The organism is Erythrobacter sp. (genome assembly GCF_038133525.1).
Lineage (GTDB): Bacteria > Pseudomonadota > Alphaproteobacteria > Sphingomonadales > Sphingomonadaceae > Qipengyuania.
This window is the reverse complement of sequence record NZ_JAYPTL010000070.1, coordinates 1-13931: the sequence shown is the minus strand read 5'-3', so window position 1 is coordinate 13931 and position 13931 is coordinate 1. Positions and strand designations below refer to the sequence as shown.

The window sequence follows — 13931 nt, the reverse complement described above, 5'->3', positions numbered from 1 at the left end:
TTGCAGGGTACTGTGGGGGTCGACTTCGAGACCTACCGCCTCGACTTCGACTATGGCTCGAGCCTGGGCGAGGATACCTTCTTCCATGTGGGCGGCTTCTACCGGACCGGCGAAGGCGCCCGCGACATTGGCTACAACGGCAGCAATGGCGGCCAGGTCAAGGCGAGCCTGACCAGGGAATTCGATGGCGGCTTCATCCGCTTCCATGCGAAATATCTCGACGACAGCACGCCGACGATCCTGCCCCAACCCGTCTCGGTCGGCGGGAGTGACAGCAATCCCGACTATCGTGCCATCGCGAACTTCGATCCGCGTTCGGATTCCCTATACAGCCGCTACATCACCACCGCCCTGACGCTGGATGGTTCGAACAACCAGGCGACTTACGACCTCCACGATGGCCTTTCGGTTAAGTCGAAGGCATTCGGGATCGAAGCCGAAGTGGAATTCGCAACGGGCTGGACCCTCAACAACAAGTTCCGTTTCGCCGACAATTCGGGCAGCTTCGTCTCGCCCTTCCCGGCAAGCGCTGGCGATGCCCAGTCGATCGCCGACGGCATCGCAGGCGCGGGCTCGAGCATCGTCTTCGCAAGTGGCCCGAACGCCGGGGGAGTGGCTGACCCCGCCAGCATCGGCGGCAACGGCCTGCTGACCAATGTGGTGCTGTTCAACACTCGCCTCAACAGTCTAGACAATATCGCGAACGACCTGCGCGTTTCGAAAGACTTTGATCTCGGCGGCGGCAAGGCGACCTTCACCGCGGGCTTCTACGCGTCGCGCCAGGATATCGACACCGACTGGTTGTGGACTTCCTTCGTCCAGACGGTCGAAGGCGATGGCAAGGCCGTCCTGGTCGACATTCTCGACGCTGGCGGAAACCGGGTAACGCAAAATGGCGTGGTCGGCTTCGGCGCGAGCTTCTTCGGCAATTGCTGCCGCAGGAACTACGACGTCCGCTACGATAGCTACGCTCCCTTCGCTTCGCTGTCTCTCGGCTTCGACCGGCTGACCCTCGATGCAAGCCTGCGCTACGATTTCGGCAATGCCGATGGGACCATCACCGGATCCGATACCGGCTTCGGTGTCGGGACCACGTCGTTCGATTTCAACAATGACGGCGTGATCGATCCGGCCGAGGCGCAGACCGCCGTCCTGCCGCTCGGCGATGCCCGGCCGGTCGGTTACGATTACAGCTTCCTCTCCTTCTCATTGGGCGCCAACTACCTGCTTACCGACAATCTTTCGGTCTTCGCCCGGTACAGCCAGGGCGGTCGCCATACTGCAGACCGAAGCCTGTTCTCGCCTGCCGTCAGCGTGGTCGATGGCGACACGCCCGGCGGCGACAGCGGCGTGATCGCGGACGTCAACCAGCTCGAAGCGGGTCTCAAGTATCGCAGCGGCGGCGCTTCGCTCTACGCGACCGCATTCTACGCGGAGACGAGCGAAACCAATGTCGAGATCGCGCCACTCGTACTGACCGATACCGACTATGAAGCCTTCGGGGTCGAGCTTGAAGGCTCCTATTCGCTGGGCGGCTTCTCGATATCGGCGGGCGCGACCTGGACCGATGCTGAAATCAAGCGCGCGCTCGATCCTGCGGTGGTCGGCAACACGCCGCGCCGCCAGGCGGACTTCGTCTACCAGGCAACCGCGCAATATGAGAACGAGTTCTTCACGATCGGTGTGAATGCGGTCGGCACCACCGACAGCTTCACGCAGGACTCGAACCAGCTCAAGCTACCCGGCTACACGCAGGTCAATGCCTTCCTTGCGGTACGACCGCTAGACCGGCTTGAATTGTCGCTCAATGCCAACAATCTCTTCGACGAATTCGGCTATACCGAGGCGGAAGAAGGTTCCATCCCGGCCAATGGGATCGTGCGTGCACGATCGGTTGCCGGCCGCACGATCTCGGCGTCTGTCCGGGTCGAGTTTTGAGCCGATAGGGGAAGGGCCGACCCGCATCCTCCTTGCCGGCCGGCCCTTGACCGCCTCACTCTCTTGAATGGAATGCCGGCATGACGACTGCCTGGAATGCGGACTGTGTGCGCAAAATCGATCCTGCGGGCGTTGCGCGGGTTCCACCGATCCGGAAGGTCGACAGGTCCGGACTGGAAGCCGGCCGGATCTATTGGGATATGTGGCCGGTCCAGGATCGGGATGGGGCCATTGCCTCAATCGAGGGTCGCGAACTGTGGATGGCCTTGTCGGCGCTCGATCGAGGCGATCCGGCTTTGCGCCATTTCGACGCGAAGATCCGCTTGCTCGAACGCAAGGCTGGTGCATGGGTCGATCTGGGCGACGTCCTGCCAGGTTTCCCGGTCGATTATGAGAGGGAATGGGCAGGCAGTTCGGTCACCGACGGCCAGGCTATCCTATTGTATCTCACGGCCGCGGGAACGAGCGAGCGGCCCGGTGGCTATCAGCAGCGCCTTGTCGAAGCGCATGGCAGCATCGGTCCCGATGGCCTGCCCCAGGCCTGGACCGCGCCGAGGAACTCCATTACCGAATTTTCGCCGCATTACATGCTGGCCGATGCCCACGAGGGGCAAGCCGGCCAGATCAAGGCCTTCCGTGACCCGGCTTATTTTCGCGACCCTGCCGATGGTCGGGAGTATCTCATCTTTACCGCGTCGCTCGCGGGGGCGCGGACCGCGTATAATGGTGCCGTGGGGATCGCCCGCCGGACGGGAGATGGTTGGGCCCTGTTGCCACCGCTGATCCATGCAGACGGCGTGAACAATGAGTTGGAGCGCGCGCATGCGTTGTATCACGAGGGTCGCTATTACGTCTTCTGGGCAACCCAGGGCGTAACCTTCGCACCGGGATTGGGTCGTGCCCCAAATGGACTTTACGGCATGGTCGCCGATAGCCTGTTCGGAGAGTATCGCCCCCTCAACGGAACGGGCCTGGTGCTGGCCAATCCCGACGAGGAACCGTTCCAGAGCTACAGCTGGTGCGTCACGCGCGAGTTGCTTGTCTCGAGCTTCGTCGATTTTTTCGGACTGGCAGGAAGGCCGCTTCCCGATGACGCCGGGCAAGCCAACCGCTATTTCGGTGGCGTACCCGCGCCGCTCCTCAAGCTCGCGATAGATGCCGACCGGTGCGAGCTGGCAGGATACGCCTTCGCATGAATTCGGCGGACGACAGGCTTGTCGGCGGAATCGAGGCGGGCGGCACCAAGTTCGTGCTTGCCGTTGGACGCTCGCCGACCGAAATTGTGGCGCGGCACACCATCCCCACACGCACTCCCGACGCAACCTTGGGCGAAGCCTTGGACTGGTTGCGACACCGAGGGAACCTGGCGGCACTCGGCATTGCCAGCTTTGGTCCTCTGGAACTCGATCGCGCGTCGCCATTTTGGGGGCATATTACGAATACTCCCAAGCCGGGTTGGTCGAACTGCGACATCGTCGGCTTCTTTGCAGAGCGGCTTGGTGTGCCGACCGGCTTCGACACGGACGTCAATGGCGCGGCGATTGCTGAAGCCCGCTTCGGGGCGGGGCGGGGCGCAACATCGCTCGCTTATATCACGGTCGGAACCGGGATCGGCGGCGGCCTCATTGTGGACCAGGTTCCGGTCCATGGCGCGGCCCATCCGGAAATGGGTCACATCTTTCCGCGTCGCCATCCGTCCGATCTCGCCTTCGGCGGGGTCTGTCCGCATCACGGGGACTGCCTGGAAGGGCTGGCAAGTGGTCCCGCGATCAAGTCGCGATGGGGTGCGTCGCTGTCGGAACTTCCGGCAGGCCACGAGGCCATGGGGATAATCGCCGACTATCTTGCGCAGCTTTGCCATGCGCTTGTCGCCACGGCGGCTGTCGAAGTCGTCGTGCTTGGCGGCGGTGTAATGAAAACCAATGGGCTGCTCGCCCTGGTTCAGGCACGTGCTGCCGATATAGCAGCAGGCTATTTTCCCGGCCAGGCGAAGCATCGCATCGTTGCGCCATTTCTCGGAGGCGACGCGGGGCTGGCAGGAGCGTTGTGTCTCGCCCAAGCCGCCCGAGGCACCAAGGATTAGTTCAACCCAACCGAAAATTGCGAAGGGCCGCGGTCCTGCCGCGGAATTGCCCGCGTCCGATGAGCCTCACACTTATCCCGCAGTGGCATGGCCGTCCGGACGTTTCCTCGCTGCGATCGGGCGCTGCCTTGCGAGCTGGCGTCCCCAGAAACTCACCGAGGCCAGGGCGCCGAGCAGCACCAGTGAAATTCCGGTGAAGGTCATTAGCAGGCGCCAGGCCAGGCCGCCGACCTTCGCCGCGTGAATGGGGTAGAGCTTCTCTGCGATTGCCGCAGCTGCATCACCCATGGCCGGGTCCTCGCTGGCGATAACCCTGGCCGTGCCTGGGTCGACCCAGACATAGCTGCGTCCGTTGGGCGTCCACTCGAAATCCTGCCTGTAGCGGATGGCGATCGGGCTCCCCTGACTGGTCGGCAGCGTGAGACGCCGGGGGCTTGCTTCGGAATAGACGGCGCTCGCATTGGTCATCACGAGTTCCCAGTCGGTCGTCGCCCCGACCCCAGCGAGCGCTGTGGGAAGCCGCGGCGAGGAATCCGTTCCCGCTAGGGGCGAGAGGACAAGCTTCTGGGCTGCCGGGAACACCATCAGCGACCCCGTCGCGGCGACCAGGATTAGCAGCGGCGAGGCAATGAGCCCGAGATCGCGATGGTGCCGGATAATGGCGCTGGCGGTAAGGCGGGCAGGCCACAGCCTCGGGCGAAAGGTCCTGCGCATAGGCCACCACAGCACGATCCCGGTGATGCAGAAACCCAGCAGTGCAATGCCGAGCAATCCGGTGACGGTCTTGCCGGTCTCGCCGAGCAGCAGGTGGTGATGGAGGTCGAACAGCCACAGTTCGGGCCGCTCCCAGATGCTGGTCCAGCGCTCCACCACGGTTCCGTCCTGGGCGATATAGGCGCCGCCGCCATCGGCGTAGATCGCCTGGTGGAGCCCGATCTCCTCACTGGCAAAGGTTACGCGCGAGAGTCCGGGTCCCGTCTCGAGCGCAACCGCCATGGCCCGGCCCAGCGCCTGCGGGTTGTTTGCCGCCGGTTCGTTCGAACCGTCGAGCAGGATCCAGCTGTCCTCCCACAACAAGGCCGTGCCGGACAGGCCAATGACGGCGAGCAGCAGGCCGACCAGTCCACCGGTCCAACGGTGCAGCAGCGCAAGCAGCCTCATCAGAAATCGCCGCGCCAGCTCAGCGTGAAGGTCCGGCCGCGTCCGGCGAAGAAGCGATTGTTGTCGGTGACCCGCACGGTATCGCTATCGTAGGTGATATAGAACTTGTCGGTCAGGTTCTGCGCGGCCAGGGCGAACTCGCCAAGACCGGTGCGATAGGCGAGGAAGGCATCGAACAGCGTGTATCCGCCAAAATCGGTCGCGGTGGAGGCGTCGTTGAATTCGCGCGAGAGGTACATGCGCGCTTGCGCCCGCGCGCTGAAACGACCCAGGCTGTAGTCGGCGGCAAGATTGATGCGATCCGGCGAGATATTGGCGCCATCGAGATCCTCATCGACCGCACCGTCGCCATCGCCGTCGGTGCGTCCCTTGAGGTCCGCGTAGCCGCCGCTGAGCGTAAGGCCCCGCACTGGCGTCTGCCAGGTCAGGCTTGCCTCGAAGCCCTCGATCTTGATCGGCTGGCGCTCCACTTCGAAGACGTCGTTGCGCAGCACGAGCAGCGAGCCGAGGTCGCTCGACGACCAGAAATAGCTCGCCGAAGCCTTGAGCGGCCCGCGATCCCATTCGAGGCCGAACTCGCGGTTGTTCGATATGACAGGTTCGAGCGAGAGGAAGTCGTCGACATCCACTCCCTGCTGGGTGATCCCGCGCAGGATGCGACCGACATCGGCGATGGTGAAGCCTTCGGCATAGCTGCCATAGGCCCTTAGGCCCGCGACCGGCTCGACGACGATCCCGCCGTTCCACAGCACGTCGCTGAAGGATGGGGAACCCCCGGAAACGCTCACCGGGCCATAGCTCGCCAGCGTCGTGAAATCGTCGACCTTGAGCTTGACGTTCTCGTAGCGCAGGCCGCCGGCAAGGCGGACCAGACCGTCGGCGATCGCGAGATTGCCTTGCAGGAACGGTGCAAGGCTGCGGAAGTCGCTTTGCGGGACCCAGACGCGCCCGGTCTGTACGAGCGATTGCTCGGTGCGGTCGAACAGCGCGTCGAACCCGGCGGTAACGACCAGCGCTTCGAGGCCGGGAATGGCGCGTTCGTAGCTGAACTTGCCGCCGATTTTGCGCGAGCGGTTGGCCGACTGGTCGAACAAATTGCCCGTAGGATCGATAGCGGGGTCCTGGAAGGTGCCGAAGATACCCCCGCCGAACACGTCGCTGGTGCGACTGTAGAAGCCCTGCAGGATGAAGGTGCCGCCGCCCAGGTCGGGATCGACGAGCGAAGCCGAGAGGAGTTCGGCAGTGTTCGACGGCGGCGCACCGGGCGTGGTCCCGCGAATGCTGCTTGCCGGCAAGCCGCTTGTCCGATCGCCCGGGACGAGGACGTAATGGGCATTGCCTTCGAGCTCGAACCGGTTGGCGACCAGCTCCAGCCTGGCCCCGCTTGCCAGTTCATAACCGAGGCGGGCGAAGACTGACCAGCTGTCGCTATCCTGGACCTCGCCCTGGGTCCCGTCGACGCCGATGCGGTTTCCGGCTCCGTCGAGGAATGCGCCGCGGCGCTCGAGTGTGGCGCCGAAACTGGCATCGAAGCGGCCCGCACGATAGCCCAGCAGGGCCCCGGCCTTCGCCCCGATGCCCTCGCCGTCGAACCCGTCGGGCAAGCTCGCCTGCAGGAGGGTCCTCACGGCGATACCGTCCGCCCGCGGAGCCCCCACCGTGACCTGGTTCACGACGCCGCCGGTCGCCCCGATGCCCTGCAGGGCGTTCGAGCCATAGATCACCTCGACCCTGTCGATGAAGAAGGGATCGATCGTATAGCCGTCGCGCGAGCCGTCGCGGACCGGGGTCGATTGGGGGATGCCGTTGATCGCGTAGAGCGGCGATCGCCCACGCAGGCTTTCGCCGGCACCGGTGAGCTTCTCGCGGGTCGGCGAGAAGGAGGGCAGCAGCGCGGAGACCGCATCGACCGTGGAGCCCGAGATCAGCACCTGCCGCTCGAGGTCCTCGCTGGCGATGATATCGACCGTGAGCGGCAGGGCGCTGGCGGGAAGCTGGGTGCGGGCGGCGGTGACGACAATGGTCTCCCCGTTTCCGGCTTCGCGCCCGGCATCGTCGGCCGGGTCGCCCGCGGACTGGGCCAGGGCAGGGGAAAGCGGTGCCAATAGCAAGGCGCCGGCGAGATAGCGGGACATGCGAAACTCCTTGTGGATTCGGGTCCGCCTAACGTTTTTGCGAATAAGTCGCAATAGCAAGATTGAGGTTTTCGACCCATGGTGCCTGCTGCGAAGGTCCCGCGCGGACCCGGGCGCCAGGTCCTTAGGGCAGGGGGCGCCGCCCGCGCATGCCCGCTCATTTCTCTGGCCGGATTGCGGCAAGTGGGCACCGATCCCCGATCGCCTGTTGCACGCTGCCGTCCTGCAGGAGAGCGTCCGCTTGTCCCAGGCTTCCCTCTACGGGTTCGGGCCGGTCCCACCGCCTGCCTCGTTCATGGCCTGTCTGGCGCCTGGCGGGCTTCGCCCTTGCGGGGCCTCGGGCGCAACCGCGCATAGCGGCTATTTTCCGCCGGTCGCTCGCGCGCCCTTTGCATCGCGAACCAAAATAGCCGCTGTGCGCGGTCCTTCGCTGCGCTGCGGTCCCTGCGGGATGCGCCATCCCCGCACAGTCGCCTTCCTCCAGCCATCGAGGCTGCGATGGGCGCAGGCTCGAGAACCAGGAAGGAACATTACCATGGCCAATATCGGAAACTTCACCAAATCGGCAGGCGGCTTCAAGGGCGAGATCGTCACCATGAGCGTACAACAGAAGAACGTGCGCATCCTCGCCGAAAGCGAACCGGCAGGCGAGAACGCCCCCTCGCACCGGGTCTTCGTCGGCCGCGCCGAGATCGGTGCCGCCTGGAGCAAGCAGAGCCAGGAAGGGCGCGACTACCTCTCGGTCAAGCTCGACGATCCGAGCTTCGTCGCGCCGATCTACGCCAACCTCTTCGCCGACGAGGATGGCGAGAACTTCAGCCTGATCTGGTCGCGCAGTCGCAAGACCAGCGGCGAATGACCCCAGGTGCCTGCCCGCCCGGCCTGGCCGGGCGGGCAGGTCCCGTTCTCGCGAACAACACCCCAGAACCCCTTGCGCCAGGTGCGACAATCGCGCGGCAGGCGCGTTTGTCGCTCCCCCCGGCCGCCGACGCTCCGCCACACGGCTCTGTAGCCAGCGGCACCGCGCCGCGCCTAGCCAGACCCAGCGGAGCTCTCCCATGGACGCCGTCCCCACTCCGATCCGCGCCCGCTACCTGCGCACCCCCGACGCCGCGGTGCACCTCGGCCTCTCGCCGCGCACGCTTGAAAAGCACCGCTGCTATGGGACCGGCCCCCTCTATCGCAAGCTCGGCGGGCGCATCGTCTACCGGATCGAGGACCTCGAAAACTGGGCCGAGCAGGGCCTGCGCAAGTCGACCAGCGATCCCGGCAAGGGCGTGGTCCATCCCGCCCGGCGTCTCGACGGCTACACCGGGCCGGTGCGCCGTTGATGGCCTGCACCTTGCCCGACCGGCCAATTCGGGGGCCGCGCGTCGCCTCGCCCGAAGTGTTCCGGGCGATCTCGGGCGACATCGCGCCGCGCGATGCGCAGGAGCTCATGGCCTGGCCCTTTTTCAGCCTCGCCAAGGGCAAGCGGCTGCGCCCGATCGACTTTGCCATGGGCGAGGTCTCGATCCTCGTCGAAGCGAGTCTGGAGCATGGCATGGCGACCATCTGGGACGCCGATGTGCTGATCTGGGTCGCCAGCCAGCTGGTCGAGGCCCGCGATGCCGGGCGCCCGACCTCGCGGCTGATCGCCGCCACCCCGCATGAGATCCTCGCCTTTACCCGGCGCGGTACCGGCAAGGCCGGCTATGAGCGGCTCAGGGCCGCGCTCGACCGGCTACAGTCGACAAGCGTGGTCACCTCGCTCCGCCAGGCAGGCGCGCGGCGCCGCCATCGCTTCTCCTGGATCAATGAATGGCGCGAGCGCTGCGATGCGCAGGGCCGTCCGCTCGGTATCGAGATGATCGTCCCCGACTGGTTCTACCAAGGGGTGCTCGATCGGGCGCTCGTGCTGACCATCGACCCGGAATATTTCCGGCTCACCGGCGGCCTCGAGCGCTGGCTCTACCGCGTCGTGCGCAAGCATGGCGGCCGCCAGAAAGGCGGGTGGAGCTTCGACATGGCGCACCTCCACCGCAAGTCGGGGGCGCTTTCCGCGCCCAAGCGCTTCGCATTCGAGATACGCGACATTGTCCGGCGCCAACCGCTGCCTGGTTACAGCCTGAGCCTCGACCGCCAGCTCGGCCGCGAGCGGCTCGGCTTCGTCGCCTTGCCGTTCGACCCCATGGCTGTGGCCATGCGCCGGATCGCGCGGGGCCCTGTGGACAAGCCGGTGTGATGCACGGACGATCGGGAACCCCAGCGTTCGGACGATCGGGAACCGCGAGTTCGGTCGATCGGGAACCGCAATCGCCTTCAAAGCCGCGGAAATGCGCGGCTTTCGCGGCGCGTAACAGTGCTAACACGGAATCCTTCGGATTCCTGCTAACGGCGCCCGGCCTGTGCAGGAATGGTGGCTCGACGCCGCCATTCGGTTCGCCCCGAGTGCAGGAGGGCGAACTGCCGCTCACCCATGTCACGCTGGTCTGGCGGCAGGGTCGGCACGAGGACTGGCTGCGCTTCGGCAAGCCGGTCGCAAGGCGCATCGTCGATCGCAGGACGCGCATCGAAAGCTACGCGCCGGGCCAGGTATTCGCGCTGGTGCGCTGGGCCTCCAATACCTTCGGTACCAGTCGTTCGACGCTCGACGTGGTCCGCGCGGTGGGCCATGGCGAAGCCTGCACCAGCCTGCCGCAGGTCGATCCGGGCGGCGAGCTGCTGCTCTCGATACGGGGATGGCCCGGGGTTCGCCGGTCCTTCGCCCTGATCGATGCGATCGAGCAGGCAGGGACCGATCCCTGCGACGTCGCGCCCGATCACTGGCGACACATCCACAACCGGCTTGCCGCGGGCATGCAGCCGCGGGCCTATCGCGCCGACCGTCACCGCGCCTGGCTGCGCCGTCGCGGGCTGCAGTCGTGAAGCGCCGGACGGTCATCCTCGCTGCCGCGGCGGCAACTGTGCTCCTGCTCGCTTCCGCGCCGCCGCGGCCCCCGATCCTGGTCTGGAATGCGAGCGCCAGCCTGCCTGTCGGGCTCTATCTCATTCGCGGCAAGGCCGTACTGCGTGTCGGCGAGAGGGTAGCCCTCGACCCGCCACCCAAGCTGCGCGAATTTCTCACCGGGCGCGGCTATCTGCCCGACGGCGTCCCGCTGCTGAAGGAAGTGGCGGGACTGCCGGGCGACAGGGTCTGTCGCAGCGGAGCTGTCGTCACCATCAACGACAAGCCGGTTGGGCTGGCACGCGCCATCGACAGCCGATCGCAGGTCCTGCCCGGCTGGCAGGGCTGCCGCATCGTCGCGGCCGATCAGGTCTTCGTCATGAACCGGCGCGCGCCGGACAGTTTCGATGGGCGCTATTTCGGGGTGCTTGCCTGTAGCAGCGTGATCGGGCGCGCGATCCCCGTCTGGACCAATGAAGCGAGCGAGGGCGGGTTTGCCTGGTTCGCCCGGCCGAGTGTTCCCACAACCCCCAACCACAAGCCGGAGACATACCATGACCTGCATCGGCACGTTCACTGCCACCCCAGAGGGCTTCGAAGGGCGCCTGCATACCCTCACGATCGATAGCGTCGTGACCTTCGTCCCGTCCGTTTCGGGCGATGCCGAAAGGGCACCCGATTACCGGATCATGGCCGGCGAGGGCGACAATGCCTTCGAGATCGGGGCGGGCTGGAAGCACGTCGGCGACAAGGCGGGAAGCTTCGTCGCGGTGCTGATCGACGATCCGGCGCTGGCGCAGCCGCTGCGCGCGAACCTGTTCCAGGCAGAGGCGGCAACGCATGTGCTGATGTGGTCGCGGCCCGCGCGGCGCCGGCCGAAAGCCTGAACCATGCGCTGCATTCGCAGGGTACTTGCCGTGCCCGCTGCGCTGGCCCTGACGATAGCGGGAGCGCTCGGGGCACAGGCCGACGACCTCCCGACGCCCGCCCATCGCCTCGAAATCGCCGACCATGTGCGCGAAGCGGCACAGCGCTTCGCCATTCCCGAGCAGTGGATCTACGCCGTGATACGTGCGGAGAGCGCGGGTCGCATCCATGCGGTGTCCTCGGCCGGCGCCATGGGGCTGATGCAGCTGATGCCCGGCACCTGGGCACACCAACGCGCCCGTTACGGGCTTGGCACCGATCCCTTCGATCCGCGCGACAATATCCTCGCGGGCACTTCCTACCTGCGCGAAATGCTCGACCGCTTCGGTTGGCCGGGCTGCCTCGCCGCCTATAATGCCGGGCCGGGTCGCTATAGGGACTGGCTTGCGGGGCGGCGCCCGCTGCCGCCCGAAACCCGTCGCTATGTCGCGCGCATTGCGTCACTGGTGCGCGGCGGGCGCGGCCCCGCCACGTCATTGCTGCAGCCCGAGGCTGCCTTTGGCTCGTCGTCCCGGGCATTGGTCGGTGCATCGCCGATGCGGATCGGAACCGGCACGCGGTCGCCGGACGCAAGCCTGTTCGTCCATCTCGAGCATCGCTCCAGCGATCTTTTCGCACCGGTTTCGGCGGCCGCGGGGCAATGATCGCCGCGCCCGTGCCCTCGCGCGAGGTTTCGTCCACTGGCGAAGCCTGGCGATGGAATGAGGGGGTGAGCTACAGGGGAAGTAGGGCAGGGCGAGATAAAAGCAGCGCCGTCGGCCGGGCTGCAGGTGGTTGGTTTAACTGGGCAATATGCGCCGCCATGCCGCATGTCCGGCTGTCGCTCCTGCGGGATTCCGGCACAATTCCAGGGGAAAGTGCGCCGTCGGCGTGTCTTGCGTCCGGTGGCTGACGACGAATTCGAGATCAGGCCGGGCCGCTCGCGTGCCGGCGGTTCGCGAAGCTACCGCAAGGCCGGTACGCTGGTCGGCCGGGTCCTCCAGGTCTCGCGTCGTGCCGGATATACCCCGCTCGGGCGGCGCGGCGCGGGCGGTGGTACCGGGCATCTGGGTCGCGGCAGGCGCGCGGCGCTGATGTGCCGCAGCAGTGCCTTCCAGCGCAGAGTGGTGGTCAAGGCGCGGATCGTGCGCCACCGGGGAACCCGCTTTCGTTCGGCACCGCTGGCGCGCCATATCGCCTATCTCAAGCGCGATGGCGTCACCCGCGACGGATCGGATGGACGGTTGTTCGATGCTTCTTCCGGCGAGGCCGACGGCGAAGCTTTCGCCGCCCGCTGCGTGGATGATCGCCACCACTTCCGCTTCATCGTTTCGCCCGAAGACGCGAGCGAACTGGCAGACCTGCGCGCCTTCACCCGCGATCTGATGGAGGACATGGCGAGCGACCTCGGCACACGGTTCGACTGGGTGGCGGTCGATCACTGGAATACCGGCACGCCGCATATCCATGTGCTGGTCCGCGGCGTGGCGAGCGACGGCACGGATCTCGTCATCGACCGAAGCTATATCAGCCAGGGCCTGCGGGCCCGGGCCGAGGAGCGCGCGACGATCGAACTGGGCCCGCGCAGTGAGCGCGAAATCCAGGAAGCATTGCGCCGCGAGATCGATGCCGAGCGCTGGACCTCGCTCGACCGACGGCTGCGGCAGGCTAGCGACGATCTCGGCATGGTCGACCTGCGTCCGACCGTATCGGGCGCAGGCAGGCAGCTGACCTTGCTGGTGGGCCGGGCGCGAGCACTCGAACGCTTGGGGCTGGCGGAACGGGTCGGACCGGCGAGTTGGAACCTGTCCCGGGATCTGGAATCCGCCTTGCGGGCGCTTGGCGATCGCGGCGACATCATCAGGACCATGCACCGGGCCATGACCCGGCAGGGACTGGCGGTCGATCCCGCGCGCCTGGCGCTGCATGACCGGATCGAAGGCGAACGGATGGTGGGCAGGCTCGTCGAGCGCGGCTTGCACGACGAACTGACCGCGGAGGCCTATGCGATCGTGGAGGGAGTCGACGGCCGTATCCACCATCTGCGTTTCCCCGATATCGAGCGGACAGGCGACGCCGCACCGGGTGCGATCGTCGAGACCGCCACATGGACCGATCGCACCGGAAGGCGGCAGGCGAGCCTGTTGGTCCGGTCCGATCTTTCCATCGATGCCCAGGTCGAGGCACGCGGCGCGACCTGGCTCGACCGGCAATTGCTTTCGTCGCAACCGGAGGCCCTGTCGGGCAGCTTCGGGGAGCAGGTTCGTGAGGCTCTCGACCGGCGGGCGGAAGTCCTGATCGAGCAAGGGTTCGCAAGGCGGCAGGGCCTGCGCCTGCTATTCGCGCGCAACCTGCTCGGTGGACTGCGCGACCGCGAGCTGGGCGAGGCAGGCGAGGCTCTGGCCGCCCGCCACGGCGGCGTCCTTCGACCGGTCGTGACCGGAGATCATGTCGCCGGGATCTATCGCGAACGCATCGCGCTTGCCTCCGGTCGTTTCGCGATGATCGACAATGGCATGGGCTTCCAGCTCGTGCCCTGGCGCCAGGACCTTGAACACCATCTGGGCGAGATGGTCAGCGGCACGGTCAACCGGCGCGGAGGCATCGACTGGAGCTTTGCCCGCTCGCGCGGTCCAGCGATCTGAGGGAGCCGTACGGATGAGCCAGATCTTGACGATAGCACCATGTGATGCTTATAAGCGCATCAGGAGATGCGATATGACAAGTGCGGCCTTTGGTCCTGGCGAAGCCCGTCGCGGACTTCAGACGTTTGCCGGCGATG

The 13931-nt window shown here is 66.1% G+C and carries 13 protein-coding genes; 11 read left to right on the top strand and 2 right to left on the bottom strand.

Translation table 11 applies throughout. The annotated features are described in order from the left end of the window. From AAFM29_RS14805 to AAFM29_RS14795, 3 genes are all read left to right on the top strand, one after another. Window positions 1-1938 (top strand): TonB-dependent receptor (locus tag AAFM29_RS14805; RefSeq protein ID WP_341713557.1); only part of this gene is annotated, 1938 nt, incomplete at its 5' end. 80 nt (window positions 1939-2018) lie between these two features. Then, on the top strand, window positions 2019-3134 hold the full coding sequence (locus AAFM29_RS14800) for a glycoside hydrolase family 68 protein (protein ID WP_341713556.1): 1116 nt from the start codon (window positions 2019-2021) through the stop codon (window positions 3132-3134). After that, window positions 3131-4021 (top strand): ROK family protein, encoded by an 891-nt coding sequence (locus tag AAFM29_RS14795; RefSeq protein ID WP_341713555.1) that lies wholly within the window; start codon window positions 3131-3133, stop codon window positions 4019-4021. The genes AAFM29_RS14800 and AAFM29_RS14795 overlap by 4 nt, the downstream gene beginning before the upstream one ends. Window positions 4022-4093: 72 nt before the next feature. Here AAFM29_RS14795 and AAFM29_RS14790 read toward each other — a convergent pair whose 3' ends face one another. Then, a complete protein-coding gene (locus tag AAFM29_RS14790; RefSeq protein ID WP_341713554.1) occupies window positions 4094-5182 on the bottom strand; it encodes a PepSY-associated TM helix domain-containing protein in 1089 nt (362 codons plus the stop codon). Then, window positions 5182-7317: a TonB-dependent receptor gene (locus AAFM29_RS14785; RefSeq protein WP_341713553.1), complete on the bottom strand. Its 2136-nt coding sequence runs from the start codon at window positions 7315-7317 to the stop codon at window positions 5182-5184. Before AAFM29_RS14785 ends, AAFM29_RS14790 begins: the two co-directional genes overlap by 1 nt. 535 nt (window positions 7318-7852) lie before the next feature. On the opposite strand from AAFM29_RS14785, the gene AAFM29_RS14780 reads away from it, so the two are divergent. The 8 genes from AAFM29_RS14780 (at window position 7853) to AAFM29_RS14745 (ending at window position 13794) form a co-directional block, all read left to right on the top strand. Continuing rightward, complete coding sequence (locus tag AAFM29_RS14780) at window positions 7853-8176, top strand: DUF736 domain-containing protein (RefSeq protein WP_341713552.1); 324 nt, start codon at window positions 7853-7855, stop codon at window positions 8174-8176. A gap of 199 nt (window positions 8177-8375) precedes the next feature. Next, the gene (locus AAFM29_RS14775; RefSeq protein ID WP_341713551.1) at window positions 8376-8648 is read left to right on the top strand and encodes a helix-turn-helix domain-containing protein; all 273 of its coding nucleotides are present in this window, start codon (window positions 8376-8378) and stop codon (window positions 8646-8648) included. Beyond that, window positions 8648-9541: a replication initiator protein A gene (locus tag AAFM29_RS14770; protein ID WP_341713550.1), complete on the top strand. Its 894-nt coding sequence runs from the start codon at window positions 8648-8650 to the stop codon at window positions 9539-9541. Before AAFM29_RS14775 ends, AAFM29_RS14770 begins: the two co-directional genes overlap by 1 nt. Window positions 9542-9747: 206 nt before the next feature. Further along, entirely contained in the window at window positions 9748-10224 is a 477-nt protein-coding gene (locus AAFM29_RS14765; protein WP_341713549.1) for a DUF2840 domain-containing protein, read from the top strand. Then, on the top strand, window positions 10221-10871 hold the full coding sequence (locus tag AAFM29_RS14760) for a S26 family signal peptidase (RefSeq protein ID WP_341713548.1): 651 nt from the start codon (window positions 10221-10223) through the stop codon (window positions 10869-10871). The genes AAFM29_RS14765 and AAFM29_RS14760 overlap by 4 nt, the downstream gene beginning before the upstream one ends. Next, window positions 10798-11130: a DUF736 domain-containing protein gene (locus AAFM29_RS14755; protein ID WP_341713547.1), complete on the top strand. Its 333-nt coding sequence runs from the start codon at window positions 10798-10800 to the stop codon at window positions 11128-11130. The genes AAFM29_RS14760 and AAFM29_RS14755 overlap by 74 nt, the downstream gene beginning before the upstream one ends. Before the next feature lie 3 nt (window positions 11131-11133). Then, window positions 11134-11814: a lytic transglycosylase domain-containing protein gene (locus AAFM29_RS14750; protein ID WP_341713546.1), complete on the top strand. Its 681-nt coding sequence runs from the start codon at window positions 11134-11136 to the stop codon at window positions 11812-11814. A gap of 240 nt (window positions 11815-12054) precedes the next feature. Then, window positions 12055-13794: a DUF3363 domain-containing protein gene (locus AAFM29_RS14745; protein ID WP_341713545.1), complete on the top strand. Its 1740-nt coding sequence runs from the start codon at window positions 12055-12057 to the stop codon at window positions 13792-13794. Window positions 13795-13931: the final 137 nt, after the last annotated feature.

Bases quoted from the DNA above. Each gene is read 5' to 3' on its own strand.
- AAFM29_RS14775 (WP_341713551.1), top strand. From the start codon at position 8,376: ATGGACGCCGTCCCCACTCCGATCCGCGCCCGCTACCTGCGCACCCCC.
- AAFM29_RS14790 (WP_341713554.1), bottom strand. From the start codon at position 5,182: ATGAGGCTGCTTGCGCTGCTGCACCGTTGGACCGGTGGACTGGTCGGC.
- AAFM29_RS14795 (WP_341713555.1), top strand. From the start codon at position 3,131: ATGAATTCGGCGGACGACAGGCTTGTCGGCGGAATCGAGGCGGGCGGC.
- AAFM29_RS14780 (WP_341713552.1), top strand. From the start codon at position 7,853: ATGGCCAATATCGGAAACTTCACCAAATCGGCAGGCGGCTTCAAGGGC.
- AAFM29_RS14770 (WP_341713550.1), top strand. From the start codon at position 8,648: ATGGCCTGCACCTTGCCCGACCGGCCAATTCGGGGGCCGCGCGTCGCC.
- AAFM29_RS14755 (WP_341713547.1), top strand. From the start codon at position 10,798: ATGACCTGCATCGGCACGTTCACTGCCACCCCAGAGGGCTTCGAAGGG.
- AAFM29_RS14750 (WP_341713546.1), top strand. From the start codon at position 11,134: ATGCGCTGCATTCGCAGGGTACTTGCCGTGCCCGCTGCGCTGGCCCTG.
- AAFM29_RS14785 (WP_341713553.1), bottom strand. From the start codon at position 7,317: ATGTCCCGCTATCTCGCCGGCGCCTTGCTATTGGCACCGCTTTCCCCT.
- AAFM29_RS14800 (WP_341713556.1), top strand. From the start codon at position 2,019: ATGACGACTGCCTGGAATGCGGACTGTGTGCGCAAAATCGATCCTGCG.